Consider the following 26,500-nt stretch of genomic DNA (forward strand, 5'->3'; position numbering starts at 1 on the left):
TGGCGATTTAATCAGATCACACTGAGGGCCTTTTTTCCACACCTTTCAACTACTTTTGCTTAAGATCCTGTGTATGACAGCACCCTATGACAGAAGCCGAGCCGATTCGTGTTAGGTTAATGGGAGTAGGGGATTACTCAGTCAATATTAATGTGATGGCCTATATTTGCTGTCGAGATAACGAAGAGTTTATGGCGATACAAGAAGACATTCTATTTGCAGCACTGACCCAAGTAGAGCAAGTTGGCGCCAAAATTGCCCACGCGAATCAGTACCAGTTGGTCGACCCTGCGTCCAGTCACGATCCGAAACAGCAAAATGAAGCGGCGAAAACGGTGGCGCAGTGGCATGAAAATGACACTTATCCGTTTCCAGATTTTAGTTTTGAATATAAATATGAAATCAAAGGCAGCATTATTTATCCGGCTCAAACGTCAGCTGTGCGGCAAACAGCGATGAGCTAAGCAATTATGGTTTTAGTGAGATAACTAAAACCTTGATGACTTTGCTTTACTGATTTATTTTGGGCTCCGGCTGGCCTAACCCATCAAAGTATTGCTGTATAATTTGATGCAGCAATTGGTTTAGCGGAAAACCTCGCTTTGACTGCAAATAGCCACCATTTAATTGAATTTGGCGGGCGTCTTTGGGCATATCGGGCAGTGGGTAGCAGCTGAGCGCTGGGTCATTTTGTGTCATGAAACTGCTGCCATAAGAAATAGCGTTGGAGTTTTTAAGCTTATTCAATAACACGGTTACGCTGTGCGTTTCTAATACTAAATTGGCTTGGTAGCCTTTTGCTATGTATAACTCTTCCATTGGCGAGCGTTTGGCATTGATACCATCAATCAAGATTCGGGTAATCGGCAACTCATGAATCGCTTGCCAGTCACTGCTTTTTTTCAGTACTGGATGATTTTTTTTCGCGATTAAGCAGAGTTTTACCTGTTTTAGCTTATGCTGGTAAATTTCTTGTGGTAGCGGAAAGGCGGCAAAATGCAGCATATAGTCAATTTGGCCATTTAACATGTCCCCCACGCTTTGGTCTTGCCAATAGGTCATTTTAAAATTGGCATTTGGCAAAACGTCGCGCAGTGCAGTGAAAATTCCTTCTCCAAATAAATCCAAAATGAATATATTCATCGAGATATTCACGTTGCCGCGAAAGTTCTCCGGTTCAAAGTTTTGGTAAGACTCCATGACTTTTACTACAGGTATAAACATTTCATCAGCAGCAATCGCTAACCTGGTTGCTAACTCAGATGGCTCTACCCCGTGAGCTTTGCGAATAAATAACTGATCGCCAAAGGTTTCCCTTAATTTTGCCATGCCTCGGCTAACACTGGTTTGAGAAATCCCCAGCTTGTCTGCAGCCAGGTGGGTGTTGCGGGTTTCAATCACAGCTTGTAGTAATTTAAGCAAGTTTAAGTCTAAGTCTCGCAACTCTCGCATCGCATTTCCTTATAGCGCAGTGTAAGTGTCTGACTTATAGAGTAAGGGAACTGAAATATTGTTCAAGCTAAGATGATAGAAGAGTAAAAAAAGCAGGCGGTAGCGTCCTTGCTACTAAAGGATAGAGTTAGCTTAGCAAAGCATGAATTTCTTGGCTGATTTCAGTGATGCCAAGGGTAAAGAATTGCACGCCCATGCAAATTAATAAAAACCCCATGATACGGGTAAATGCTTGAATGCCATTTTGACCTAAGAGTTTTAATAATGGGTAGGCCATGCTTAAGGTCAGGGCTGCGATGGCAGCGACCACGGCAAATCCCAGTACCACCCCAGTGTAAACGCTCAGAGTTTGCAGCTCTTCACCTTGCATTGCCAGCTCAGCGGCTAAACTGATGATCAGTGCCATGGTGCCTGGGCCACATACAGAAGGAATGGTCAAAGGGACCAGCGCAATCGAGTCTTGTGAGGGTGTTGTGCTAGTACTGTCTGAATTAGGAAATAGCATATTGAAGCCAATGGCCATTATGATAATGCCGCCGCCGAGGCGCAGGCTTGGAATGGAAATGCTAAACAGTTCAAGTACTGATGAGCCAATAAAAAAGGTGATGCACAAGGCCACAAAGAGGTAACAGCCAACGGTTTTGGCTTGCGTCACCATGTAAGCTTTGTCTCGCCCTTTACTTAGCCCCAGTAGAACGGTGGCAGCCGCAGGCGGATTCATCATCGGCAATAAGGCCAGTACGGTTAAGCTGAGATAGGTCAGCATGGTTTCTAAGTTCATAAAAGAGTCCTTATTAATAGGTTAAAGTAAAATCATGCTTGCCAGTGTCAGCACACTTAAAAATGAAATGGCATCGGTTAACGTGGTCAAAAGTGGGCTGGATAACATCGCGGGATCCAGCTTTAACTTGGCTAACAGCAGAGGTAAAGCGCCACCAATAAGTACCGCGAGGGTAGATGAAATCATGTAAGCCATGGCAACCAATAAGGGCAGGGCGAGCTGCTCTTCACCGTAAGTGAAATAAGATAACAGCGCCAAGACGGCGCCAATTAATACACCGTTGACCATGCCTATGGGGATTTCCTTGGCTAATACATAGAGCCAGTCTTTACTGGATATGGTGCCCACGGCAAGCTCGCGAATAGAGATAGCCACAGCCTGATTCCCCGCCGCGCCAGACAAATTAGCCACTAAAGGTAAAATGGCGGCCAGCAATGCAAACTGCGCAATGGTAGACTCAAACTGCGCAATAATGGATACCGCCGCATAGCTCAGGACTACGGACGGCAATAAAAAGGCCAGCCGACGTATGTTGCGCTTTAGGGTAGGCATGGTGCGAAACTCATCGCCGCCAAAAACGCCTGATTGCTCCAGTAATTGCTGTTTAGATTGGCGATATAAGGCTTCATTGAGCTGCTTAAAACCTACCACTCCTAACTGCAAGCCGCGACTGTCTACCACGGGCAATACAGGATGGGGGGTATTGTTCAGTTGGCTTCTCAGCGCTTGTAAGTCAGAGTCAGGCTTAATGACCGGCAACGAGGCGTCCAAGTAATCTTGTAACAAGCTATCTGGCGGCAAGTTAAACACGTCTTTTAATTTCAGACCGCCCAAATAGCGGCCATCTGGATCGTGTAAAAACACATAACGCCATTCTTGATATTCGTAATGCTGCTCATCATCATGCAAAAACTGGCTTAATTGCGACACGGTAGCGTGTTGGCTTAGCTTTACCACTTCATTTTTACATATGCCGGCCGCGGTATAGGCTTGATAGGTTAAGCTGGCCTCTTCGGCAGCTTTCCAAGTTGATGGCATGGCTTGCTGTAATTTTGTTTGCTGTTTGTTGGGTAAATCATTGAGCAAAATACGGCGGTCACTGGAGCGCAAATACGGGAAAAGGGTGTTAACACAGTTGTCAGGCAGGGCGCTGGCTAATTGCACCATTTCCGTATTGCTGTAGTGATCCAGTAGGTTTGCCGCTAGCTCAGGGCTGACTTTGCTGAGAAATGTCCAAGTGAGCACGCGCTCTTGCAGGGTGAGTTGCCTTAGCAGCGCTGGCATCAATGTCGGCTCGGCGTTACTTAAAGTGGTGAATATTAACTGCCCATCGTGAGTATTAATGGCAAGTTGTACCTGTAGGTATAAAGCCGCTGCCGCTGAAGTTTGATGGGCAAGAGGCAGTGAAATAGAGACGGTCATAATAGACTCCTGAATTGATGACTCAGTTGGAGTTTGAGTGGATAGTGGACTGGCGGCGCTGTTTGGTTAAACGAACAAACAGCGTAATAAAGGCGCTTACCATTAGCGTGACGCTAAAGATCAGCAAGCCTTTGGTGGCTACTTCTTGGTAGGCCATCACTAATGGGTGGCCCATGAGCCATTGCCCCGCCAGCAGTAAGACGAGCACCCAAGTAAAAGAGCTGGTAAAACTGATTATCACAGTGCGAGTAAAGCTCAGTTTTGACACTCCCATTAACATGGGGGTAAGCACGCGAACAAATGGGATAAAGCGCGAGATAAACAAGGATGAAAAGCCATACTTGCTTAGCAGGTGTTGAGAGCGAAGCAGCGCCTTGTCGGGCAAAATGACTTGCAGTTTTGGCATCAATGAGCTGCCTTGCAAGGTGCGCCCTTGAATGTAAGCCAATAAAGAGCCCACAAACGACGCCAAGGTTAACCACAATAATGCTTGGGGGAATGAGATGGCGTCGATTGCCACAAGGCCTCCCACAAAAAGCACTAGACCATCACCGGGTAATGGCAAAAATACAAAGCTTGACTCAAGCAATAATACTGTTGCCAACAATAAGAGTAATAAGTGCAAAGAGCTAAGGGCGAGTAAAGACTCAAAGTCTTGCATCCAAATAGCAGAAAGAATGTCTTGCATGGCTGACTCCAAACGGCCCCCTAATAGCATTGAGCTATCAGGGGGGAACGAGGTTAATCAAACATTAAAATGATGTAGGCGAAAAATAAGATTAAGTGAGTGGCGCCATTGAGCGAGTTGGTGCGCCCGCTACTGAAGCTGACGCTCGTCATTAACAAGGTGGCAATCAGTAACACAATTTCTGCCGGGCCTAAGCCAAGTTGAATTGGCTCACTCATTACTCCGGAGATAAGCAAAACAGCAGGTACGGTTAGGGCAATGGTTGCCAGTACCGAGCCGAAAAATAGGTTCATTGCGCGCTGCAGTTGATTGGTAAATGCGGCTTTTACAGCCCCAACGGCTTCGGGAGCTAAGATAATTAAAGCCACAATCAGTCCGCCGAGCGCGGCTGGTGCGCCCATTTCCGTGATGCCATCATTTATAGGCAGAGCTAAGCTTTTGGCTAAGAAAATCACCACCATCAGGTAAGCCACTAGCATAATGGTATGAAACAGGTTGCTTTGCAGCGGGCCGTGATCTTCATGACTATCTTGGTGGTCCGCATCAACAAAAAAGTGAGTGTGGCTGCGGGTTTGCACAAACAAAAATACCGCGTAAAGGGCTACCGAAGTCAGTACCAAAGTCCAAGTTAAACCACTAGACATATTGCCAAGGGCATTCACGCTGGTAAAGCTGGGTAGTACCAAACACAGCATGGCTAGAGGAATAATGGCAACCAGGTATGCTTTTATGCCTTCTAAGTTATAGGTTTGGGTATGGTACTTCATGCCACCGATTAATAAGGTAATGCCCACAAAGCCGTTGAGCACAGCCATGACAACCGCGAACATGGTATCTCTGGCCAGTACCGGGTTAGACTCGCCCGTTAGCATCACTGAAGACACCATAATCACTTCGAGTAACACCACGGATAAAGTTAAGATCAAAGTGCCATAAGGGTCGCCAAGCTTGATGGCGAGGGCATCTGAGTGGCGCACCACAGAGAAAATCGCGGTCATCACCACATAGAGCAGTATGCCCGTGGTTAGCATATAGGGCAGGGGGGCCATGCCACTGGCAAGTAAGTTGTCTCCTATCATTTTAAAAAATAGAACTGCGATGATGCCAATAAGCATCTTGTATTCTTGCTGTATGAGTTTGAGCATATGACGCCTTTTTAAGTGCCGCCAACGACCGGTTATATCCTTCAACAAGTAAGTTGGACGAAACAAGCTACTGATTCCAATGCTGTAGTCGATGGTGTCAAACTAACGATGAATGCAGCTGAAAACCATGAATTAGAGAAATTCATAATTGGGGGAAATTTGATAAGAATCAGCATATTTGAATTTCTCTAATTCGTATCCAAGCGTGGTTGCGCGCCATAACATTTTCCTCGTCAACAACACGAGGAAATCAAAATGAAAAAAACAACTCGCACTAAAATTACCGTCGGTGTATTAGCATCTGTTATGCTGGCGACGTCTTTTGCCGGCCAAGCCAACTCGTTGTTCAAGCCTCATGATTTTACTTCTTCCATTGCGGCAGGCTATGGCAGTGAAGGCGCACAATTAGGTGTGCAAAGCGCGAAACAAATGTCTGATAGTCATGGTCTTGTATTGGCTTATGAGGCGAAAGAAGACTTCGATGTGCATCATTTCTCAGGTGAGCTGATTAACCTTGATGGCGGCCTTGGCTACCATTTAAGTTATGAATATGGCCGTCATCACCTGGCCGACGGTGAGCGCTCTCATGAAACTTACTTAGCCACGTTCCAACGTTTTGCTCTTGGCAGTCAATGGAGTATTACCCCAGACGTAGGTGCAGGCATACTGACTCACTCACAAGCTTCCAATAATACTTTCTTTGCAAAAGTAGGCGCTGAGCTAACTTATCAGCCAACCCCAGAGGCTTGGCTAAGTTTTACTCCTAGTTATGCTTATGGCCTTAACACGATGAAATATAAAGACGGCTCGTCAGACAAGCTCAGAGACTTAGATTATCAAGCCCGCATAGGCTTTTCATTTGCCAATAATCATAGCCTTGAATACAGCTATACCTGGGCGGATAACGACGATAATCAATCGTTGATTTCATACCGCTTTAGTTTCTAAACCCCATGGCGGCGCCCGGTGTTAAATGAGGCGCCGTAATGTATGTCATATCGAAGGCATTCACGCTTTATTTGCTGTTGCCTTCATTCATTAAATAAGCAGATACAGTAAGGCAAAGGGTGAGCATCATGTTAAGAATCTATCAAACCACGGCAGCAAAATGGATTGCATTGGGCCTGTCATTAAGTCTTGTGAGCGGTGTAAAAGCCGATATTTTTAGTCATCCACAACAGGTTTACAATGGCGCAGAGGTAACGCTTGGCCAGTTTGCCAATGGCGGTTTGGTAAACGCCAGTTATATGGCCAAGTTAAACCAAACCCAGCCCGAGCAAGCTTATATCAAACAAGTGACCGACGGAGTCTGGGCCATTGTTGGTCACCACTTTAGTTATAAAACCGTAATTGAAGGGGATACCGGGTTGATTATTTATGATACCGGTGACGATCTTGAAGAAGCGCAGGAGGTGCTGGCGCTGATTCGTCAGCATATCAGTGATAAACCTATTCACACCGTTATATATAGTCATGCTCATTATGCGTTTGGCACTCAGGCTTTTGCTGATGTATATCAAGGTGCGCTGACGGTGATTGGTCACCCAAAGTTAAACCATAACATCTCTGCAAGCCTTGGCATGGGGGCGGCCATTCCCGAGCTTGCCCCAGTGTTAACCGCCAGAGCGTTGCAACAATTCTCGGTATTTTTGCCTAGTGAAGGGCCTGACGCTGAAGGAAAATCACCGATAGGGAAAACGCAAGGGTTTGTACCCGTAAATACCCCAGTTAGCCATGGCCAAGCCATGACCATAGACGGGGTAGACATGGTGTTTTACACCGCATTTGACAGCGATAGCAATGACCAAGTCATTGTTCATTTACCTGAGTCTAAAACGGTGCTTAATAACCATTTATGGCCAACTTACCCTAACTTTTATACCCTACGAGGCTCGGTGTATCGCGACCCAACAGTGTGGGCGCAGGGGATCCGCTTGATGCGAGATCTACAGCCCGAGCATTTAATTAACACGCACACACATCCCATTAGTGGACAGGGGCAAATTCAAACCACGTTAAACGGCTATTACGATGGCATTATGTACCTTTATGACCAGACTATTCGCGGTATTTTGCACGGTAAAACCCCACAAGAACTACGATATTCCGTGCAGTTGCCTAAAGATTTGGCCGACATGCCTCACAACCAAATGACTTATGGTGAATTCTCGTATTACCCAAAATATATATATCAGCATGCTTTAGGTTGGTTTGGCGGTGACGTTGAAAACTTGAACCGAGTGGATCCTGATAGAAAGGCGCAAGAGATTGTAACGGGCTTTGGCGGCGTAGATGCGGTAAAACAAGCGATAAAAAAGGCACTAGCTGAGCACGACTACGCATGGGCGTCAGAATTAGGCGGGTATTTAACCCGTTATGTGCCAAGTGATGCACAAGCGAAGCAGTTATTAGCAGACGCATTAAGGCAGATGGGGTATCGCACCGAAGCCTCTATTCCCCGCTCTTGGTACTTGACTCGAGCGCTTGAATTAGAGGGAAAAATTACCTTGCCACAAGTCGTTTATGCAAATGCCGAGACAGTGTTTGAGGCAGCCGATAGCACCTATATCAGCCAGTTTAGGGTTCGCCTCGACCCCGTTAAAAGTTATGGCGCAGACCAATTACTCGCGATTGCATTTACTGACAGTGATGAGACAGCAATGGGCTTACATGTGCGCAGTACAGTAGCAGAATTTATAACCGATGTGAGCGCTTATTCTCGCCAGCCCGATATTGAAATGCGCTTACCTAAGCGCACTTGGGCGCAATATTATGTGGGGGAAAAGAGTTTGCAACAAATGTTGGCAAGTGAAAGCGTCACCAGCAGTGATAATCAGCGAGTGGAAGCGTTTTTTCAGTTGTTTGATCAGCTAGATGAGAGTCAAACGCAGTGGCGCAATACAGCGCAGCATACGCGTTAAGAGGTAACCATCGACCGCGTTTTGAATGTTGAATTTGGGGCTAAGTGGATATGGAAATTTCTTAGCCTTTACTTTAACTTAGAATTAGTCGCAGAGAGGGCTGTAAAGCTACGGCAGATACAAAAAAGGCCAGCTAACAAGCTGACCTTATAAATGTGGTCGGTATGAGAGGATTTGAACCTCCGACCCCTGACACCCCATGACAGTGCGCTACCAGGCTGCGCTACATACCGATATTTCCCATATTAAGCATTTTTGCTCCCTTTGCAAGGGAGATTTTATGCAGTTGAATTAACTGCTTAGTCTTTGACCACTTACTTCGGTTTGGTTAAGGGCTGGCGCTAATTATTAGGGTAAAAGCGGCGTAATTCATTCAATACCTTCATCAGTACTTGAATGTCTGGCTCAGCGTTTTCCAGTTCATGATAATTTCTGTCCAGCACGTACGCGTTGCCTTTAGGGGTAAACTCAGTGATGCGGTCAGCTTGATATACCACGTAGTTTTCTTCGTCACCCAACAAAATGAAATCGCGCTTAAGTGGACCAAATAAATTTAGCCCTGAGGTGTAATAACGACTTGCCGTTGTGGTTTCAAACAGGCCTTGCATTAAAGTAGGCACGATATCTAAATGACTGGTGTCTTTGTCTACTTGTATTGGCGTTTTACCCGGCCAGTGGATCACCAGTGGCACCTGAGTTTGGGCCCACGCGTAATTACTTTGGTGACCCCAGTTATTATTCCCCGTATCGTCAAACTCTTGACCATGGGCCGAAGTCACAATCACTATCGTATTTTCAAGCGCCGAAAGTTGGGCAAGTGTTGTAAAAACCCGATTAAGTTGTTGGTCAGTGAACAATACAGCGTTCTGGTAATCGTTAAACAAGCCTTTAATTAGGCTCTCAGGCCCAGCTTGCTGAGCTTGTAGCATGGTACTGGTCGGCTGGTGCGGGCCATCAAACTCTGGCGGCACTTCCATTCCGGTAGGTGTGTTTAGATACAAATAACTAAACCAAGGTGCACCATTATTATTTTGCTGATTGAGCCATTGTTGCCATTGTTTGACGGCTTGGGTATCGCCATCGTAAACCGGCGATATAGGCTCGGCCATGTTGAGCTGTTCAATACTGTTAAAGCTGGTTTGCATGTGCTCAGGTTGTAAAAAACCTTGGCCTGAAAATAAACCAAATTGGTAACCCGCTTGCTGCAGCTGGGTCATTAAGATAGGTGGCGTGTAGGCGTCGCTGATGTCTGGCCAGTATTGACTTGGCAAACCATAAAACGTGGTAAATATGCCCAGTCGTGCATGATTACTGCCACTAAAGTGATGGTTAAAGGTACTGGCCGAACCGGCAAATTGGCTAAGCGCAGGCATATTCGTGGGGTTTAACATGTCTGCACGCAAGGCATCAATCATCACCAATAGCACGTTCATTTTCGGCTGTGGTTGATTGACCTCTATGGCGCGTAATGGGTATTTAATTTCACGGCCAGGATGTGTATGGCGGTTACTTTTCTCTTGCTCGTTTTGTTGCATCCAGCCGTGGCGTATTAAAAACGTTTTTGCTGTCATGGGGTAAGACAGTGGAAAATTCGCTTTTTGCATCGTGATTGGGCGATAGTAACTCGCGTCAGCCCAGATATGGATAGTATGAGTCAATAAAAAAGCCACGAATAAGCTGGTCGCGATCACCGGCCCTAACTTCTTTTGATGCAAGGTTTTCAGATTACGCCAAATCAGCCCGGATGCGGTGAGCTGTAACAAGAAAATGAACGGAATGGCGATAAACAATAAATTGGTAGCTTGTGGGCCTTCACCGCCAAACAAATAATTCCACACCAAGGGGTTGAGGTGAAAGTTAAACAGGGTAAAGCTTTGGGTGTCGAGTAATAGCGTGGTGGTGCCCACTGTGGCGATAAAAACCGCAATAAGGCGCATGGCCTTTTCGTTTGGCACCAAAAAGCTGATGGGGAAAATCAATAACAGATAAAAGGCAAAACCGAGAAAGCTGAAATGGCCTAACCAACTGACCAGCATATAGCCTTGACCCAATAAACTTGGGGGCCAGTCTGCCGCGACCAAATAACGGGTGGCAATAACCAAAGCAAAAAGGATATTGATAAAGCTGAACCAGTGTCCCCAACTAATCAGTTTGGACACGTTATCCATGTATCTGTTTCCGGTTTCGACCATGAGTCTGCTAGTTTTCCAATAATTATTAGAGTGTTGCGCAATAATCTTGGTTACGCAACTGCTAACTTATTCTTGATCAATTGCAGCAGTCAGGGCAGCAGCGAACTTTTCGGCGATGGCCGCGCGCTGGGCAGGCTGAATGTTGGAATTAATTAAGTCTGAGGTAGTATTACCTAACACCATGAGGGCGAGGTCCATCGGTGCATTGTGCTGTTGTAATACGGCCACTACGTCATTGATGATAGCTTCGACTTGTTCGTTTTTATACTTAGAAACGATAGGCATTGTTTAATCCTATGCTGATTGTTTTGGCAAAGCCGCATATAATACCTTACCGGTATCCTTAACACTATGTTTTCTTATGAGCCTCGAACTAAATGATATTATACTTCATTCACTTGTAATGGGAGATGAAGGCCAGTTAATTTGTCACACTCGTGAACAAGAGTTACCTATCACCAATAATGTGGTGGGGTTGGTGGAAGAGCTGCAAACCAGTTATCAAAGCAAAGCAGGTAAAGGTTTTGGTTATTTCACCAAAGATGAGGAAAAAGCCACGGCATTCCCTGAGCAGCTAACGCAATATTTGGCGGGCGATTTAAGCTTTGTTGAGATGTCTAAATCGAGTGCGCACTTGCTCGCGAATGAAATTTCTAAGTATGACTTTGCCGAAGAAGGCGTATTTCTGTTAGCCAAATACTCTTGGGTTGCCAGTGATTACTTACTGTTAATTTTACTCGCTAACAAAGAAACCGTGTCAGTGACAGACGAGCTAGATGTTAGCCCCAGTCGCCACCTTGACTTAAGCAAGGCGCAACTTGCCGCGCGCATTGATATTACCCAGTGGCAACAAGACCCAGACTCCAACCGTTATATTTCATACATTAAAGGTCGCGTTGGGCGCAAAGTGGCTGACTTTTTCTTGGATTTCATGGGCTGTGAACCAGGCTTAGATGCCAAGGTACAAAACCAGGGCTTAATGCAAGCGGTGGATGAATATTGCCAGCAACAAGCGTTACCACCTGAAGAAAAACAAGAATACCGCGAAACGGTTTTTAATCACTGTAGTGAACAATTAAGTCAAGGGGAAGACGTTGCAATCAAAACGCTCTCTGAAGCGCTTCCCAGTAATGCTGAGGGCAGTTTCTATGACTTTGTCAGTGAAGATTACCAGCTGGAGGACAGCTTTCCAGTTGATCGCAGCACGATCCGTAAACTTACTAAATACGTGGGCTCTGGCGGAGGTCTAAGCATCAGCTTTGACCAAAAACATTTGGGAGAGCGGGTAATGTATGACCCGGAGACCGATACCTTGACCATTCAAGGAACGCCGCCTAACCTGCGTGAGCAATTGAAAGGCAGCTAATCGTCGTTGGGCGCTTTACGACTCCTGCCAATGTAGATGCGAAGGGGTCAGCTCCTAAAAAAACACACTTAATGCTATGATTATGTTGTTAAATGCAACATAGTCATAACCATTAGTGGACGATTATTAAGTTTTTCTCAAAAACGCCTTGTCCGACTTTCGCTTTGCTATTGGCTGTGGGATAAAGGCAAGCATTAGGCTCGGTGTTGTTTTGAGTAGGGTTTGTTTGCAGTTCCATCAAAGGTTAAGGAAAACGTCTTGGTTTCACTCTATCGTGTGCTTTGTTGCTTTGCGTTATTGTTAAGTTGTTCGTTGCACGCGGCGCCTGAAAAGCTATTAATCTGGATTGAACCTTCCCAAGCGCGCCAAGGCTTGGAAAAAGTGGCTGCGCGTTTTTCTGAGACGTTTGGCATGGCGGTGGAAGTTGAAGCGCCGCCGATAGCTGCCAGTAAGTACCCACTGTTTGCTGCCAATGGCAATGGTCCTGATATTATCATCTGGTCCCATGACAAAATTGGCACTTGGGCTCGCCAAGGTGTGATTGCCCCTGTTCCTTTGAGCGCTAAGCAGCAAGCGCAATTTGTGCCTTTGGCAGTGCAAGCCATGACGTTTTCAAATCAGGTTTACGCCTACCCATTAGCGATAGAAGTATTGTCCTTGGCGTACAATAAAAACTGGGTCTCGCAAGCGCCGAAAACTTGGCGCGACATTGAGCAGTTACAGGTTAAGCTGGCCGCTGAGCAAGTGCAAAGCATTCGTTGGCATGATACTGACTCCCATTATCAATTTCCCTTTTTAGCCGCTTTTGGCGCCTACAGTTTTGCTCGCCACCATAACCAATACGACACCAGTCACTCTGGCATTGAAGCTGGTAATGCCCATCAAGGGTTAGATTTTCTGCGCGATTTGTACCAATCGGGTTGGTTAGTGCAAGGCTTTGGTCAGCACACTATTTACAATGATTTTCAGCAGCAACGCCAAGCCATGATTTTAGTAAACCCGACCCAATGGCGACAATTACAACAACTCGACTTTCCGGTAGGACTGACGACCTTACCTGAAATCTATGGCCGGCCAATACGACCTTGGATCACCGTTTACGCGGCCATGATCAACCGTTATAGCGAACAGCAAGACGTGGCGCAGTACTTTATAGAGCAATTTTTATTAACTGAGCCAGGTTTGCATGCATTAAACAGTGATGTGCCGCTTGGCGTTCCTGCTTTTATTCCCTATTTAAACCATATCGCCAGCCACCCTTGGGTTCAGGTAAGTTTCAATTCACTTAAACACGCCGATTTATTGCCTAATGTACCGAAAGTAGGGCGGTTGTTGGCAGCTTTAACCGGGGTCTGGCAAAACCTGCATTCTGAGGTTCCTTCTAAAGAGTTGCTCAAATACGCGGACAAAATGGTGGAAATGCCATGAAGGCTTATTTACTCGCTAAGCTGCAGCGTATTTGGTTATTTGCCCGCTTTTGGTTGTTGGTAAAAGCGGTGATAGGCATGGCCCTCGGCGCTTTTGTAGTTGCGCTCTTATGGCAGCAAGAGTATGTGTTTGCGATAATCTTTACTTTACTGGGTTGCAGCGGTCTGTGGGTGTATAGTAGCGTTAAAGGTAAGCCATATCGACTTTTATACCCGGCTTTTGCCTTTGTTGTATGTTTTACGTTAGTGCCCTTATTGTTCACTGTGTTTATCAGTTTTACCAATTATTCCGCCAGTCACGGCGCTTCCTTGCAGCGCACTACTGACTTATTGCTAGAGCAAACTTTTGCCCAGGGCAAACGGTATCAATACAGTTTGTTGTTTGATGGCAGCTTGTATCGTTTGAAGCTGTATCATGGGGCGCATACTTTTGTAAGTAATCACTTCTCGTTAAAGCAAGATGAAGTCAGTGAGCTGCAGCTTAAACCCGGCGGCTCGGGATTGTTTTTGGCCAAAACCAGTTTGAAAGAACAGTTAACCTTTCGTCAGCTTTATGGTGCACAAACGTTAATTTTGCCAACAGGGGAGCGTATTCAACGCATTGATTTTCAGCATTACAGCCAATTTCAACCGTTATACCAACAGTTGAAAGAGGGGGTTGTGCTAACCAATGGAGACATGCTCACCGATGCCTATACTTTGCTGAACAAACAAACCAACGCCTTGCTTCGACCAAACATTGCCAGTGGTTATTATCAGCACATTGATCAGCAAGGAGAGTTTATTGGTGAGCCGATTGCTCCGGGGTTTGTGCAGTTTGCACACTTATCTCACTATCGCGAAGTACTGTCGAAAGATCATATCTTTAACCCCCTTGTTAGTATTTTGATATGGACTTTTTCATTTGCCTTATTGTCGTTACTTGGCGCTTTGTTTGTGGGCATGATCTTAGCGGTGCTAACCAGTCAAAAAAACGTGATAGGTGCTGGTATTTACCGCGCTATATTGCTGCTGCCATGGGCTTTGCCGCCCTTTATCACGATCTTAACGTTTAAAGTATTACTTCATCCTCACGGCGGCCAACTTACCATGCTGCTAGAAGCATTATTTCACGTCAAAATTGATTGGATGACCGATCCCGCAGTCGCCCGCAGCTTGGTGTTATTTGTCAGTGTTTGGCTAGGTTATCCATATATTATGTTGCTTTGCATCGCCAGTTTAAGAAGCATTCCATCGGTGCTGTATGAGTCTGCACGCATAGCCGGTCACGGTATTATTAGCCAATTTTTACGCATAACCTTGCCGCAACTCATCAAACCATTAAAGCCCGTATTGTTGGCGCTGTTTGCGCTGAATTTAAATAATTTTGTATTGGTTTATTTCTTAACCGATGGTGGGCCTGGCATCGCTGGTTCTTTTCCTAGCGCCGGCTATACCGATTTATTACTGAATTATGTGTTTGATACGGCGTTTGGGGCGCAACAAAATTACGCGCTGGCGGCGGCGGTAACATGTTTAGGCTTATGTTTTATTTCGGTATTGGCATTCTTTTGCTGGAAAGCATTAGCGCCTCATAATCGTTATGAGAGGTTAGAATGAAGGGCATGATCAAGGCAGTTGCGACGCATGCGGGCTTGTTGCTGGCTTCTGCTACTGTGTTGTGCCCATTATTCATTATTACCTGGCTGTCTTTTGGCGCGCCAGGGTTGGGCGGAAATCTAGCCACGCTAATGCATTGGAAATTATTGTTTAACTTGCCGGTGACAACCGTAAATGGCGAGTTATTGACGCCAGATTTGCCGGCGCTGACTTGGCTCTGGAATTCATTGCGCATTGCCCTCATTTTTGCTGTCACTGCGACAGCTTTGGCGGCGATGTCTGCTTATGCGCTGGTTAGAAAGAGCTTTATAGGTAAGCGAGTACTTAATCGCGCTATCTTGTTGGTGCAGTTTTTACCTTCGGTATTAGCCCTGGTGGCCGTGTATATTTTACTGCGTAAGGTCGGCGGATATTTTCCACTCTTTGGGGTTAACTCACCGCTTGGTTTGGGGCTGGCGTATTTAGGCGGATTAGCGTTTTATATTTGGATATTGAAAGGGCAAATTACCAACTTGCCAAGTACCTTTGAAGAAAGTGCTCGTATCTCTGGCGCCAGCCAATGGCAAATTTTATGGCGGGTGATCATTCCTTTGATTATGCCCGGCTTGATGATCACTTTTCTTATCGCTTTCGCGATGGCCTATAGCGAATTGCCGCTGGCCACCATATTATTGCAAGACAAGCAGTCATACACCTTGGCAATTGGAGCTGGCCAATACTTGGCCCAACAGCAGTTTTATTGGGGAGAATTCGCCGCCTTTGCCTTGTTGTCGTCGTTGCCTGCGATATTTTTATTATTGCTTTTACAGCGCTGGTTATTACGCGCTAACCGGTATTAAGGACCGCTATGCCTCAAGTTTTATTTAGTCATGTGAGCAAAAGCTATACGGCGCAAGCGCGGCCTGACACCCTCTTAGACATTAACTTTCATGTCAATCAAGGGGAAAGCTTAGCCATTGTTGGCCCTTCCGGTTGCGGTAAAACCACTTTGCTGCGCATGCTGGCAGGCATTGAGTCGGTTACTAAAGGTGAAATTAGTATTGCCGGTAAGGTGGTGAATAATTTAGCGCCAGCCAAACGCGGTTTAGAAATGGTGTTTCAAAGCCAGTCTTTATATCCTCACATGACGGTACAGCAGAATTTGTCGTTTGGTTTGCTCAATAAACGCTTAAAGCGGGCAGAGATACAACATAGGGTAAAGTGGGCGGCCAAGTTACTCGATATTGAGCGCTTTTTAACCTTATACCCTCACGAACTGGCTAAAGGTGAACGGCAAAGGGTAGCCATCGCAAGAGCGTTAGCGCCGCAAACACCTTTGGTGCTCTTTGATGAACCGTTTGAGCACTTGTCCGGTGAGATCCGTAGCCACTTAAGGCTAGAGCTCATTCGCATTCAACGTCAGCTAGGCACCACTATGATCATGGTCACTCATGATCATGAAGATGCGATGGGCTTTGCTGATCGTATGGCGCTGCTGAGTCAACTTGATGCCAGCAGCCATACCAATTTAGAGCAAATTGGGCCGCCATTGGAGTTGTATCATCATCCTCGTAATATCAAGGTAGCCAGCTTTGTAGGTAAGCCCAAAATGTCATTTTTTCAGGCTAAATTGACAGATAAAGCAAATCCAACCAGTACTATCGCGCTAAGCAATGGTGAGACCTTGTCTGTTTCGGCCGATACCCGACACGGTGAAGAAGGTGAATATGTCACCTTGGGTTTAAGGGCTGAGCATATTGAGTTAGCCAGTTCAGCCGCAGCGGGTCAAATTCATGGCCAGGTTATCGGCATTGAGCGTTTTGGCAGTGATACATTTGTGTACCTTGAATATCAAGGAGAGCAGATCGCTTTTCGCTGCGATCCGCATCAAAACCTGCCAAGTAGCAGCCAACTTGCGCTCAAAGTCAGTCCTCAAGTATGTTATTTATTTAACCATCAAGGCGTAGCTTACCCGCGAACGGTGGAGCACCTTTATACATAATTGTGAGGCAACCGCGAGTAATCCTTGTTGCCCTATGCTTTCTGGCTATAATAGCGCTACTTGTTAATTTGATGGCTAGTTTATGAAACTGTTTGTACGCGCATTAACCGTGATAGATTCTTCCTTTCTTGATGTTCAACGAGGCATGGTAGGGGAAAGCTATCAAGTCGATGTTGAGCTTGACGGCCAAGTCAATGAACAAAACATGTTGCTGGATTTCTCTTTAGTCAAAAAGCAAATCAAGCAGATCATCGATGCCGAAGTGGACCATCGCCTGATCGTGCCTATGAAAGTGAGTGGCATTGATAAGCAAGTTGCAGACGATGAGGGCCAACAAACAGAGTTACATTTCCCATTAAGCAGTGGCCAATACATTAGTTTGTCGTGCCCGGAGCAGGCATTTTGTTACTTGCCTGCAGAGCAGGTTAATGTGCGCACCCTGACTACTCATTTAGAAAGTATTATTTTAGCAAAATTGCCCGATAATATTTCTGGCTTAACCATTAACCTGAGCCATGAAATTATTGCGACACCGTTTTATCATTACAGCCATGGCTTGAAAAAGCATGATGGTAACTGCCAACGCATCGCCCATGGCCATCGTTCGCGGTTAGATATTTACGTTGATGATTTGTGGCACAAAGACTCGGTTAACCTATGGGCAGAGCGCTGGCAGGATATTTATCTAGGCTCTCTGGAAGATCAAGTGGCTCTTCAGAAATTGTCCATAGCCAACCTCAACAGCGCTGAAAGTTTTGGCTTTCGTTATCAAGCTCAACAGGGCATGTTTGAACTGATAATGCCTGCGCACATGTGTGATGTTATCGATATTGATACCACCATAGAGTCCATCGCAGAGTATTTGTGCCAGCAAGTAAAACAGTCTCACCCTGATAGTAAGGTTAAAGTGCTCGGCTATGAAGGCATTGGCAAGGGCGCTATTTTTGAACTTTAAATAATACGCAGATTTACTCTGCCTATTACAGGGCATAAAAAAGCCGGGCAATGCCCGGCTTTTTGTTGGGATAAACTGAGTTACAGTTTGAAATGGCTGACCAGTTCATCTTGGTTTTGTGCCAGCTCTTCCAAGATGTGTCCGGCATTGGCGATTTCTTCGATGCCTTGATAGTTCACATCTGAAATATCTGAAATACGGTTAATATTATTCGCAATTTCAGCGCTGGTTGCTTGCTGTTCTTCTGCCGCTGCTGCGATTTGACTACTCATATCAGAAATCAAAGTGACAATGCCTTGGATCTCTTCCATTGCGCCATTAGCGTCTGAGCTTTGGGCTATGCTGGCTTCCATTTCATGGGAGCATTCCGACATCACGTTAACTGCGCGGCGAGCACTGGACTGTAAGTTTTCAATCATCGACTGGATTTCAGACGTTGAGTTAGTGGTCTTTTGCGCAAGGTCTCTCACTTCATCTGCTACTACGGCAAAGCCTCGTCCTTGCTCTCCGGCACGTGCAGCTTCAATGGCAGCATTAAGAGCTAATAAGTTAGTTTGGTCAGCAATGCCACGGATGACATCTAAGATGCCGCCGATGTTATTACTCAAGGCCCCCACTTCTGCGATAACATTGCTGGAGTCTTGAATTTTATCTGACAGCTGGTGGGTGGTAGAAATATTCAGCGCCATGACCTCTCGGCCGGTATTAGAGGCTTGCTCTACCTGATTCACTTGCTCTAAGGTCATGTTTGCAGCATTGGCCACTTCACGTACCGACTGCTCCATTTCGGTCATGGCTGCCGCTACGCCTGCTGTTTCATGGCGTTGGTTATCTAGCTCATCTTTCGATTTATCCATGGTGACTTGGTTTGTGGTCGCCAAATCATTAAGTTTGTGGGACGCCTCGGACAGTTTACTCAAGATAGAACGCATTTGTTCAACCAAGGTATTCACCTGGCTGGAAAGTTGGCCAAACTCGTTATTACTGGTGTATTTGATTTGTTGTGTCATGTCGCCATCTGTGACGGCGGTTAATACCTGTAGCAAGTTTTGCAGTGGTTTTTTGATGCTGCGCGCCACGCTAAAACCAACCACTACCGCGATAGCCAAGGAGATCAGTGCGCCAATGATAATATTACTGCGACTGGCCACCAATGCTTGGTTAGTATTACTTACCGCGTCGTCAACCACGCTCTCTGCGCTTGCGTTGATTTTGATAAGTTCAGCCACTGCTTGGTCAACTTGTTTTGCACTCTCTTGAACCGCGTTAATCATTTCATTTTGTACCGTCACTAACTTTTGGTAATCCGCCAGTAGGCCGGCTTTAGGGTTAGTGGTGTCCGCAACAAACTGATCAATCAAATCTTTGGTCTGACCGTTAAACCCTGGAATGCTGTTTCCTAGGGTTTTCGCTGAGTTTTGAATCGAGCGAATTTGCATTTTGTTACGACGCATGGTCGATTTGACTTTCTTCGGGTCGTTTTGGTTCAAGGCGTCATTGGTGCCCAGCTCTAAAATAGCGATTTTGCTGACGATGGTATCGGCCGTAAACTGATGACTGGGGGAGTCTTTAGCCAAATCCGCAATGCGTTGTTTGAGGTTGGGTGTCATCACCGCAAACTGACTTTTCTTGGAAGCAAACGCTTTGTTTTGCTCTAAAAGCGACTGCCATTGCGGCATAACTTGCGCGGCAGTTTCAAAATAGTCCTTTTCCAGTTTTATAATGCCGTCAATTTGTCTTTGTAATTGCGGCTGTCCAGTGGCCATCATTTTTAGTTGCTTTAGGCCATCCTCGAACTCCTTCTTTTCGCGCTCAAATTCGGCTTTTTTGGGCGCCAGTTCATCCACTTTATTGGTTAATAGGTAATATTTAAGCTCGTTATCGGCTTGCAGCAGTGCGACTGCAATTTTGTTAGTCTGCAGTACGAGCGGGGTTGCTTTTTCTGTCACATCAGACATCAAGCTTTCGAGTTCGCTGCCTGTTTTCAGTGCCATCAAATTGTTCAACATGATCATCGCCACCAGCAGTACAAAACCTGAGATGACCATGTGGACTATCGAGAGATTGTTCCAAAATTTCTTCATAATATTACTCGTACTTCCTGTTGGAGCTAAGTTATGCACTTACGTAACTTGCACAACAAGCACGCCTATATAGTAATTAACCAATGTTCAGGATTAACAATAGCCTAATGCCTGAGTATGACTTTACCTGTATCGCCTTTAGCCGATGATTCTTGAGCCTTGCGGTGATTTAAATAGCTTTTTATGCCATTATTTGCGTTGAATCACCTTTTACAGCTTATACCGAACTATATTGCCAGCTAAAAAACGTTATTACTGCTGTAAATAACCCGTTTTGAGAGTTAGGCATATCAAGCTTTTAGCATTAAAATAAAAAAAATATTAAACAGTTAAGCATGGCGCTCTCAAACCGCTTAAAGTAGATTAAGCCAACGGCAAGAGCACTATTCTGACTTGCCGATATGAATTAAAGATAGCTGATATTTAGGAGAAATTTGTGGCTGAAGAAACGATTTTTAGCAAAATTATTCGCCAAGAGATCCCAACCCCTTTGTTGTATCAAGATGATTTAGTGACCGCGTTTAGAGATATCGCGCCACAAGCCCCAGTGCATATTTTAATTATTCCCAATAAATTGATTGCTACGGTGAATGATATTGAGGCGGAAGATGAACTTACCTTAGGAAGAATGTATAGCGTAGCGCGCCAGCTGGCAAAAGAAGAAGGTATTGCCGAGTCGGGGTACCGTTTGGTCATGAACTGCAATGATGACGGCGGCCAAGAAGTTTACCACATACACTTACACTTGTTAGGCGGCGAGCCGATTGGCCCATTACGAGGTCGAGCATAATTGATTCGCATCCAATCTGTCACTGCCGCGATGTTGCTCCTTATTTTAACTGGGTGTAGCACAGTGGCAGTGAAAAGTGTTTTTGTTGGCTATGACCAACAATTACAATCGACACGACAACTGGCGTGGCAAGGGCAGTTTGATGCGGCTGCGCAAAGCATTGAATTAGGTCCGGTTGACTCTCGCAATCATATTTTACAATTGCTACAGCAAGGCCGTGCATTGTTTCTTGCACAAGATTTCGAAGCCAGCTTAACGCGGTTTCAACAAGCTGCGCAGGTGTTGGCTCAGCTAGACCGTCAAGCGCAATACCGTTTGTCTCAAGGGGTGAATCTCGCAGCGACAACGGTTACCAATGATAACTTGATACCTTACGAACTGCCGGATTATGAACGCACCATGTTGCATCATTACTTGGCTATTAACTATTTGGCCCTAAGTCGGGTAGAGCCGGCGTTGGTTGAAGTCAGAAAAGCTCGACAAGCTCAGTTGATGGCGGCCCAAAAGCGCCAAGATGAACTGCGCCAAGCTGCCAATGAAGCTGCGGAGCAAGGTGTTATACCTGATGTTAACGCTGCATTTAATGGCTACCCGGACATGTCAGGTTTGATTGGGAACGTGAAAAATGGCTATCAAAATGCGTATACATTTTATGTTTCGGCCTTACTGTACGAGCTGGTTGATGAGCCTAATGCAGCATATATTGATTATAAAAAAGCCTTAGAGATAGCGCCTGATAACCGTTATATACAGCAGCGATTACTTGTACTTGCGAAGCGCTTAGGCATGACGCAAGACTTGGCTATGTATCAAAAGCTCTTTACCCAGTTTGATAGTCATTCGGCTCAAGACGGGCGAGTGGTTATCCTTATCGAGCAAGATCTCGTTGCTGCTAAACAAGACATGCATTTACCAATTCCTATTCGTTCAAGTGATGGCTATTACGGTGTGTTTAACGTTGCGGTACCTGTATATAACCAAGCTCCGCGCCGGGCTGCACCTTTGAGCATCTATCAAGGAAATACCTTGGTGGCTCACAGTGCAGAAATTACCGGAATCACTAATCTGGCGGCAAAACAGCTACAAGAAGACATGCCCGCGATGTTAGTCAGACAAGCCATCCGGGTTTATACCAAAGAAATGGTACGCAAGAACGTGGCCGACAGTGCCGGTGATTGGGGCAATTTGCTGGTTAATTTATACAACACCCTGAGCGAGACGGCGGATACGCGCAGTTGGAGTTTATTACCTGGTAATGTTCAGGTGATGGATCTATCGCTGGGAAGCGGTGAGCAAAGCCTTGAATTACGTCAAGGCGCCAGTAGGCTACCGCTGAACATTGCGGTGGCACCTGGACAAACCCGCTTACTGCTTGTGACATCTATGGCCGGTAAGCTTTATTTATCAGCGTCAAATTGAGGTAGCTATGAACACAAAAACAATGATTCGGTGGAGCGGGGCGCTGATTGTCGCGTTACTGAGTATTAGCGGTTGCAGTCAAAAAAAATCATCCGGTATTGGCGCACAATCGGCGCCAGCGGGCACTGAGTTTGTGGTTGATAACCCAGATTTGGCGGCTAAATTACAATTATCTAATGTCATGCAAAAGCGTGAAAATAACTTTTTAGTAGTGCAAGCTCAGCTTGCGAGCCTGTATGATTTTGAACAAAAACTGCAATATCAATTTCGCTGGTTTGACGAAGCTGGCTTTCAAGTGGAAAAAGACAAAAGCGCTTGGCGCGCGTTAAAGCTCCACGGCAAACAAACGGTGACCTTGCAAAGCACGGCACCTACAAAAAAAGCGCAACATTTTACAATTTATGTCCGAGAAATATTAGATAAATAAGGATCACCAATGAAACGTACTGCACTTGCGATCACTCTAGGTTTAAGCGTGTTAACCATGGTGGGTTGTTCTAACAAGGTAAGTTACGGCGATGCAACCGAAGTAGAAACTGTCGATGTGGGCTTTGGCTCAACCGATCTGCAAACCGTGGCTCAACAAATGACGGATGATTTACTGACTTTCCCTGCGGTAGTCGCAATCACAGCGAAAGAGCGCCCTGTGGTGTATGTTGAACGTATTAAAAACAAAACCAGTGAGCATATTGATACTGAGTCCATCACGGACAGTATCTCGACCAAGTTGCTGCGCTCAGGTAAGTTTCGCTTTGTGGATATGGCTAGGGTAGATTCGGTGCGTCAACAGCTTGAGTTTCAAAATAGCGGCGGCATGGTTGACCCTGCGACAGCGGTCTCATTTGGTAAACAAATTGGCGCGCAATATATGTTGTATGGCAATTTATCGAGCATAGTTAAAGACAATGGCAAACAAAAAGACGTTTATTACAAGTTCACCATGCGCTTGATGGACTTGCAAACCGGCATCTTAGAATGGGCTGATGAGACCGAAATTCGTAAAGTTGAAGAGCGCAGTAAGTTTGGTCTATAAGTTTCAGAGTTTGTTGTAAAAAACATCCCGATCTCACTTTCAATAGGGGTGAGATCAAGCAAGCAATAAAATGCCATTGACGCTGCTTTAAGTTCGGGTACATTGGCAATAAAACAAAGTAATTAGGTTTAGATCAATGTCTAAACCAGAGGAATGCCTATGATTATCTACCTACACGGGTTCGACGCAACGAGCCCGGGTAATCATGAAAAAGTGATGCAATTGAAATTTATTGATGATGACGTGCGGTTTGTTCACTACAGCACGATTCATCCAAAAATGGACATGAGTCACTTGCTCAAGGAAGTACACAAACACATTCAAAATTGTGATGATCCCACCCCACTAATCTGTGGTGTTGGCCTCGGCGGTTATTGGGCTGAGCGTATTGGTTTTCTGTGTAATATCAAGCAAGTTATCTTAAACCCTAATTTGCACCCAGAAGATACCATGGTTGGCAAGATTGAATGGCCAGAAGAATATGAAGACATTGGAAGTAAGTGTGTTTCTGATTTTCGTAATAAAAATTCAAATAAATGCGTAACCATCCTTTCAACTGGCGATAAAGTATTGGATAATGAAAAAACAGCGTCAGAACTGAAAGAATATTACAAGATCATTTGGGATGAGACTCAAGCACACAAGTTCAGGGATATCTCGCATCATTTGCAAATGATCAAAGCATTCAAAGCTCAGGAATAATTGCACGACACAGATCCAAGTTAAGCCGTGCGGATCCCTGAGCCCGCAGCTTAAATTGGAGAAGTGTTGCAATGACAAAAATTATCGTAGTAGGCGGTGGTGCCGGCGGATTAGAGCTGGCCACTAAACTGGGACGAAAGCTCGGCCGTAAACAAAAAGCCGAAATCACACTGGTTGATAAAAACCGCACCCATCTATGGAAACCATTGCTACATGAGGTCGCTGCAGGCTCTTTGGATGACGGCGTTGACGCTCTCAGCTACCGCGCGCACGCAAAAAATCACGGATTTTTCTTTCAATTAGGTTGCCTAAGCAACATCAATCGTGATGACAAAACCATCACTTTATCGGCCATGCTAGACGAAGAAGGTAATGAAATTTTAAGCCAACGTAAGTTGTCTTACGATTACCTTGTGATGGCTCTTGGCAGCGTCAGTAATGACTTTCGCACTCCTGGCGTTAAAGATAACTGTATCTTCCTCGACAGCCCTGAACAGGCGCATAAATTTCACCACAAAATGCTCAACAAGTTTTTACAACTGGGTGAGAAGCAAACTCAAAAAGTCAACGTGGCAATTGTTGGCGCAGGCGCGACGGGAGTAGAGTTATCCGCCGAGCTTTATAACTCTTTAAAGCAAGTTAAGAGCTATGGCTTTGATGATATCTCATCGTCAGACTTAAACGTGACCTTGGTCGAGGCGGGCGAGAAAATCCTGCCAGCATTACCGGTACGTATTTCTAGCGCGGCGCATCACGAGTTGTCGCAATTAGGCGTTGACGTTCGCACCGCAACCATGGTGACAGAAGCCACCGAAGCGGGTTTGATGACTAAATCTGGTGAGTTGATTGAAGCTGACCTGATGGTGTGGGCTGCAGGCATCAAGGCACCCGATTTTTTGGCAGATATTGCAGGCCTTGAAACGAATCGGGCGAATCAATTAGTGGTTGAGCGGACTCTGCAAACCAGTCGTGACGGCAATATTTATGCGATTGGTGATTGTGCGGCGTGTACGCTGGAAGATGGTAAGCAGGTACCGCCAAGGGCACAATCTGCACATCAGATGGCCAGCTGCGCTTACGACAATATTATTGCGCGAATTAATGGTAAGCCACAAAAAGACTATCAATACAAAGACCACGGTTCGTTAGTTTCACTCAGTCAGTTCAGTACGGTGGGCAGTTTAATGGGGAACCTGATGAAAGGCTCCATGATGGTCGAAGGGCGCATGGCTCGTTTTGTTTACGTGTCGCTGTATCGCATGCACCAAATTGCTTTACACGGTTACGTGAAAACGGCGTTAATGACCATGGTCGGACGAATTAACCGCGTATTAAGGCCAAGGTTGAAGCTACATTAACCTGATTTATTTGCTAATCAAAATGGTGAAACAGCGGCTTAAGCCGCTGTTTTTTTACCTATTTGATAATCGTTAAAGCTGGCGGCTAAACGCTTGCTGCTGGCTACGTACAATAAAATCCAACAAGCCAACACTAACTGCACTGAAGCGTGCCACGAATAGCTGAAATGGTGAAACAGCAAGCCTTGTATTTGCAAGCTGATATCTACCAGGGTGGCCAGTAATAATAAGCTGCGTCCGCGGTGCCATATTGGCGCGAGCCAACGGTTTTGTTTTCGGTGAGCAATTAAAAACAACAAGACTGCGCACACGCCGCTGGCCAAACCTAATAAGAAATTGGCTTTCAATGGGTAAAATAAGGCTAAGATTTTACCGCCGTCTGGCCTGATGGTTAATGACATGATCCAAATGACCCAGGTGCGGGCTAAAAAAATCAAAGACAAATAAAACCATAAGGGTGGTTTTAAGTCCCCTTGCTGATCATAATGGGATATTGGATATAACCGGCGCATACATCACTCCTTCGTTTATGCTGATATGGGGGTGAAAACGCATAACACAAGCAACTACTATGAAACTCAATAAAGACGTGCCTAATCCTTGGCAAACGCTGAACATTTCAACTCGTTATGAAAACCCCTGGCTCAAGGTGGAACACCATGACGCGATAAACCCAGCAGGTCAAGCTTGTATCTATGGCAAAGTGCACTTTAAAACCCGCGCGGTGGGTATCATTCCCATTGATGAAAATGGTTACACTTGGCTGGTAGGCCAAACACGCTACACTTTGAATGAGTTCAGTTGGGAGATCCCCATGGGCGGGGTGCCGTTAGATGAAACCAATTTAGCCGGGGCGCAGCGTGAGTTATTAGAAGAAACTGGCTTGGAGGCGCAGCAATGGCAATCTCTTTTAGCCATCCATACTTCAAACTCGGTCACTGATGAACAGGGCGAGGTGTTTGTGGCCCGCCAGTTATCCCAGCAGCAAGCTTGTCCCGAGCCCAGTGAAGACATTCAAATGTTACACTTGCCTTGGCATCAAGTAGTAGAAATGGCATTAGAAGGCCAGATCACGGATGCCATCAGTCTTGCCGCTATATTAAAATTAGCGCTGCAATGCCCTAATTTATCTGTTATTTCTGCCTCAAATTAAGTAGAGTTTGGGTTTTATTTATATTTTTCGTT

Annotated in this window: 25 protein-coding genes and 1 tRNA gene; 16 read left to right on the top strand and 10 right to left on the bottom strand. The window is 45.6% G+C overall.

From position 1 onward, the window contains the following. Positions 1-86: 86 nt before the first annotated feature. Positions 87-464: a hypothetical protein gene (locus D1Z90_RS15135; protein WP_147378778.1), complete on the top strand. Its 378-nt coding sequence runs from the start codon at positions 87-89 to the stop codon at positions 462-464. 46 nt (positions 465-510) lie between these two features. On the opposite strand, the gene D1Z90_RS15140 is transcribed toward D1Z90_RS15135, so the two are convergent. The 5 genes from D1Z90_RS15140 to D1Z90_RS15160 form a co-directional block, all read right to left on the bottom strand. Next, positions 511-1,452, bottom strand: coding sequence for a LysR family transcriptional regulator (locus D1Z90_RS15140; RefSeq protein ID WP_119911629.1), 942 nt, complete (start codon positions 1,450-1,452; stop codon positions 511-513). A gap of 127 nt (positions 1,453-1,579) precedes the next feature. Further along, complete coding sequence (locus D1Z90_RS15145) at positions 1,580-2,233, bottom strand: MarC family NAAT transporter (RefSeq protein ID WP_119911630.1); 654 nt, start codon at positions 2,231-2,233, stop codon at positions 1,580-1,582. A gap of 21 nt (positions 2,234-2,254) precedes the next feature. Continuing rightward, entirely contained in the window at positions 2,255-3,655 is a 1,401-nt protein-coding gene (locus D1Z90_RS15150) for a magnesium transporter (protein ID WP_119911631.1), read from the bottom strand. Between the two features lie 22 nt (positions 3,656-3,677). Next, positions 3,678-4,343: a DedA family protein gene (locus D1Z90_RS15155; protein WP_119911632.1), complete on the bottom strand. Its 666-nt coding sequence runs from the start codon at positions 4,341-4,343 to the stop codon at positions 3,678-3,680. Positions 4,344-4,396: 53 nt separating this feature from the next. Continuing rightward, complete coding sequence (locus D1Z90_RS15160; protein ID WP_119911633.1) at positions 4,397-5,488, bottom strand: calcium:cation antiporter; 1,092 nt, start codon at positions 5,486-5,488, stop codon at positions 4,397-4,399. A gap of 255 nt (positions 5,489-5,743) precedes the next feature. On the opposite strand from D1Z90_RS15160, the gene D1Z90_RS15165 reads away from it, so the two are divergent. Continuing rightward, positions 5,744-6,436 carry a hypothetical protein gene (locus D1Z90_RS15165; protein WP_119911634.1) on the top strand — a complete coding sequence of 231 codons (693 nt, stop codon included), beginning with the start codon at positions 5,744-5,746 and terminating at the stop codon, positions 6,434-6,436. A gap of 128 nt (positions 6,437-6,564) precedes the next feature. Further along, a complete protein-coding gene (locus D1Z90_RS15170) occupies positions 6,565-8,409 on the top strand; it encodes an alkyl sulfatase dimerization domain-containing protein (RefSeq protein ID WP_119911635.1) in 1,845 nt (614 codons plus the stop codon). 156 nt (positions 8,410-8,565) lie between these two features. On the opposite strand, the gene D1Z90_RS15175 is transcribed toward D1Z90_RS15170, so the two are convergent. The 3 genes from D1Z90_RS15175 to D1Z90_RS15185 form a co-directional block, all read right to left on the bottom strand. Next, positions 8,566-8,642, bottom strand: a tRNA-Pro gene (locus D1Z90_RS15175). A gap of 108 nt (positions 8,643-8,750) precedes the next feature. Next, positions 8,751-10,577 carry a DUF3413 domain-containing protein gene (locus tag D1Z90_RS15180; protein ID WP_158587153.1) on the bottom strand — a complete coding sequence of 609 codons (1,827 nt, stop codon included), beginning with the start codon at positions 10,575-10,577 and terminating at the stop codon, positions 8,751-8,753. A gap of 90 nt (positions 10,578-10,667) precedes the next feature. Continuing rightward, positions 10,668-10,886, bottom strand: coding sequence for a DUF1414 domain-containing protein (locus D1Z90_RS15185; protein ID WP_119911637.1), 219 nt, complete (start codon positions 10,884-10,886; stop codon positions 10,668-10,670). A gap of 76 nt (positions 10,887-10,962) precedes the next feature. Here D1Z90_RS15185 and yejK point away from each other — a divergent pair, with 76 nt between their 5' ends. From yejK to D1Z90_RS15215, 6 genes are all read left to right on the top strand, one after another. Beyond that, on the top strand, positions 10,963-11,967 hold the full coding sequence (gene yejK / locus D1Z90_RS15190) for a nucleoid-associated protein YejK (protein ID WP_119911638.1): 1,005 nt from the start codon (positions 10,963-10,965) through the stop codon (positions 11,965-11,967). A gap of 258 nt (positions 11,968-12,225) precedes the next feature. Then, a complete protein-coding gene (gene malE, locus D1Z90_RS15195) occupies positions 12,226-13,395 on the top strand; it encodes a maltose/maltodextrin ABC transporter substrate-binding protein MalE (RefSeq protein WP_158587154.1) in 1,170 nt (389 codons plus the stop codon). Continuing rightward, positions 13,392-14,993 carry a maltose ABC transporter permease MalF gene (malF, locus tag D1Z90_RS15200; protein ID WP_119911640.1) on the top strand — a complete coding sequence of 534 codons (1,602 nt, stop codon included), beginning with the start codon at positions 13,392-13,394 and terminating at the stop codon, positions 14,991-14,993. Before malE ends, malF begins: the two co-directional genes overlap by 4 nt. Positions 14,994-14,998: 5 nt before the next feature. Continuing rightward, complete coding sequence (locus D1Z90_RS15205; RefSeq protein WP_158587155.1) at positions 14,999-15,832, top strand: ABC transporter permease subunit; 834 nt, start codon at positions 14,999-15,001, stop codon at positions 15,830-15,832. An 8-nt stretch (positions 15,833-15,840) separates the two neighbouring features. Further along, complete coding sequence (locus D1Z90_RS15210) at positions 15,841-16,974, top strand: ABC transporter ATP-binding protein (RefSeq protein WP_119911642.1); 1,134 nt, start codon at positions 15,841-15,843, stop codon at positions 16,972-16,974. Between the two features lie 82 nt (positions 16,975-17,056). Continuing rightward, positions 17,057-17,929 carry a 6-carboxytetrahydropterin synthase gene (locus D1Z90_RS15215; RefSeq protein ID WP_119911643.1) on the top strand — a complete coding sequence of 291 codons (873 nt, stop codon included), beginning with the start codon at positions 17,057-17,059 and terminating at the stop codon, positions 17,927-17,929. Positions 17,930-18,009: 80 nt separating this feature from the next. On the opposite strand, the gene D1Z90_RS15220 is transcribed toward D1Z90_RS15215, so the two are convergent. Continuing rightward, a complete protein-coding gene (locus tag D1Z90_RS15220; protein WP_119911644.1) occupies positions 18,010-20,013 on the bottom strand; it encodes a methyl-accepting chemotaxis protein in 2,004 nt (667 codons plus the stop codon). 436 nt (positions 20,014-20,449) lie between these two features. Between D1Z90_RS15220 and D1Z90_RS15225 the strand changes: the two genes are divergently transcribed. The 6 genes from D1Z90_RS15225 to D1Z90_RS15250 all read left to right on the top strand — a co-directional run bounded on the left by D1Z90_RS15225 (position 20,450) and on the right by D1Z90_RS15250 (position 25,315). Beyond that, entirely contained in the window at positions 20,450-20,803 is a 354-nt protein-coding gene (locus tag D1Z90_RS15225; RefSeq protein ID WP_119911645.1) for an HIT domain-containing protein, read from the top strand. 63 nt (positions 20,804-20,866) lie between these two features. Then, the gene (locus tag D1Z90_RS15230) at positions 20,867-22,222 is read left to right on the top strand and encodes a COG3014 family protein (RefSeq protein WP_147378779.1); all 1,356 of its coding nucleotides are present in this window, start codon (positions 20,867-20,869) and stop codon (positions 22,220-22,222) included. Positions 22,223-22,229: 7 nt separating this feature from the next. Next, the gene (locus D1Z90_RS15235; protein WP_119911647.1) at positions 22,230-22,649 is read left to right on the top strand and encodes a YcfL family putative periplasmic lipoprotein; all 420 of its coding nucleotides are present in this window, start codon (positions 22,230-22,232) and stop codon (positions 22,647-22,649) included. A 9-nt stretch (positions 22,650-22,658) separates the two neighbouring features. Further along, complete coding sequence (gene lpoB / locus D1Z90_RS15240; protein ID WP_119911648.1) at positions 22,659-23,255, top strand: penicillin-binding protein activator LpoB; 597 nt, start codon at positions 22,659-22,661, stop codon at positions 23,253-23,255. A 159-nt stretch (positions 23,256-23,414) separates the two neighbouring features. Continuing rightward, complete coding sequence (gene ycfP / locus D1Z90_RS15245) at positions 23,415-23,957, top strand: alpha/beta hydrolase YcfP (RefSeq protein ID WP_119911649.1); 543 nt, start codon at positions 23,415-23,417, stop codon at positions 23,955-23,957. Between the two features lie 71 nt (positions 23,958-24,028). Further along, positions 24,029-25,315 (top strand): NAD(P)/FAD-dependent oxidoreductase, encoded by a 1,287-nt coding sequence (locus tag D1Z90_RS15250; RefSeq protein WP_119911650.1) that lies wholly within the window; start codon positions 24,029-24,031, stop codon positions 25,313-25,315. A gap of 38 nt (positions 25,316-25,353) precedes the next feature. Here D1Z90_RS15250 and D1Z90_RS15255 read toward each other — a convergent pair whose 3' ends face one another. Further along, the gene (locus D1Z90_RS15255; RefSeq protein WP_119911651.1) at positions 25,354-25,827 is read right to left on the bottom strand and encodes a DUF2919 domain-containing protein; all 474 of its coding nucleotides are present in this window, start codon (positions 25,825-25,827) and stop codon (positions 25,354-25,356) included. A gap of 59 nt (positions 25,828-25,886) precedes the next feature. On the opposite strand from D1Z90_RS15255, the gene D1Z90_RS15260 reads away from it, so the two are divergent. After that, positions 25,887-26,468 (top strand): NUDIX domain-containing protein, encoded by a 582-nt coding sequence (locus D1Z90_RS15260; RefSeq protein WP_119911652.1) that lies wholly within the window; start codon positions 25,887-25,889, stop codon positions 26,466-26,468. The last annotated feature ends 32 nt before the right edge of the window (positions 26,469-26,500 follow it).

Source organism: Motilimonas pumila (assembly GCF_003596335.1).
Taxonomy (GTDB): Bacteria; Pseudomonadota; Gammaproteobacteria; order Enterobacterales; family CBDFNC01; genus Motilimonas; species Motilimonas pumila.

Excerpts from the sequence above, each read along its gene's own strand:
- D1Z90_RS15210 (WP_119911642.1), top strand. The coding sequence starts at position 15,841 with ATGCCTCAAGTTTTATTTAGTCATGTGAGCAAAAGCTATACGGCGCAA.
- D1Z90_RS15170 (WP_119911635.1), top strand. The coding sequence starts at position 6,565 with ATGTTAAGAATCTATCAAACCACGGCAGCAAAATGGATTGCATTGGGC.
- D1Z90_RS15235 (WP_119911647.1), top strand. The coding sequence starts at position 22,230 with ATGAACACAAAAACAATGATTCGGTGGAGCGGGGCGCTGATTGTCGCG.
- D1Z90_RS15150 (WP_119911631.1), bottom strand. The coding sequence starts at position 3,655 with ATGACCGTCTCTATTTCACTGCCTCTTGCCCATCAAACTTCAGCGGCA.
- D1Z90_RS15140 (WP_119911629.1), bottom strand. The coding sequence starts at position 1,452 with ATGCGAGAGTTGCGAGACTTAGACTTAAACTTGCTTAAATTACTACAA.
- D1Z90_RS15135 (WP_147378778.1), top strand. The coding sequence starts at position 87 with ATGACAGAAGCCGAGCCGATTCGTGTTAGGTTAATGGGAGTAGGGGAT.
- D1Z90_RS15205 (WP_158587155.1), top strand. The coding sequence starts at position 14,999 with ATGATCAAGGCAGTTGCGACGCATGCGGGCTTGTTGCTGGCTTCTGCT.
- yejK (WP_119911638.1), top strand. The coding sequence starts at position 10,963 with ATGAGCCTCGAACTAAATGATATTATACTTCATTCACTTGTAATGGGA.
- D1Z90_RS15145 (WP_119911630.1), bottom strand. The coding sequence starts at position 2,233 with ATGAACTTAGAAACCATGCTGACCTATCTCAGCTTAACCGTACTGGCC.
- D1Z90_RS15215 (WP_119911643.1), top strand. The coding sequence starts at position 17,057 with ATGAAACTGTTTGTACGCGCATTAACCGTGATAGATTCTTCCTTTCTT.
- D1Z90_RS15165 (WP_119911634.1), top strand. The coding sequence starts at position 5,744 with ATGAAAAAAACAACTCGCACTAAAATTACCGTCGGTGTATTAGCATCT.
- D1Z90_RS15180 (WP_158587153.1), bottom strand. The coding sequence starts at position 10,577 with ATGGATAACGTGTCCAAACTGATTAGTTGGGGACACTGGTTCAGCTTT.
- ycfP (WP_119911649.1), top strand. The coding sequence starts at position 23,415 with ATGATTATCTACCTACACGGGTTCGACGCAACGAGCCCGGGTAATCAT.
- D1Z90_RS15250 (WP_119911650.1), top strand. The coding sequence starts at position 24,029 with ATGACAAAAATTATCGTAGTAGGCGGTGGTGCCGGCGGATTAGAGCTG.
- D1Z90_RS15155 (WP_119911632.1), bottom strand. The coding sequence starts at position 4,343 with ATGCAAGACATTCTTTCTGCTATTTGGATGCAAGACTTTGAGTCTTTA.
- malF (WP_119911640.1), top strand. The coding sequence starts at position 13,392 with ATGAAGGCTTATTTACTCGCTAAGCTGCAGCGTATTTGGTTATTTGCC.
- D1Z90_RS15185 (WP_119911637.1), bottom strand. The coding sequence starts at position 10,886 with ATGCCTATCGTTTCTAAGTATAAAAACGAACAAGTCGAAGCTATCATC.
- D1Z90_RS15255 (WP_119911651.1), bottom strand. The coding sequence starts at position 25,827 with ATGCGCCGGTTATATCCAATATCCCATTATGATCAGCAAGGGGACTTA.
- lpoB (WP_119911648.1), top strand. The coding sequence starts at position 22,659 with ATGAAACGTACTGCACTTGCGATCACTCTAGGTTTAAGCGTGTTAACC.
- D1Z90_RS15260 (WP_119911652.1), top strand. The coding sequence starts at position 25,887 with ATGAAACTCAATAAAGACGTGCCTAATCCTTGGCAAACGCTGAACATT.
- D1Z90_RS15220 (WP_119911644.1), bottom strand. The coding sequence starts at position 20,013 with ATGAAGAAATTTTGGAACAATCTCTCGATAGTCCACATGGTCATCTCA.
- D1Z90_RS15160 (WP_119911633.1), bottom strand. The coding sequence starts at position 5,488 with ATGCTCAAACTCATACAGCAAGAATACAAGATGCTTATTGGCATCATC.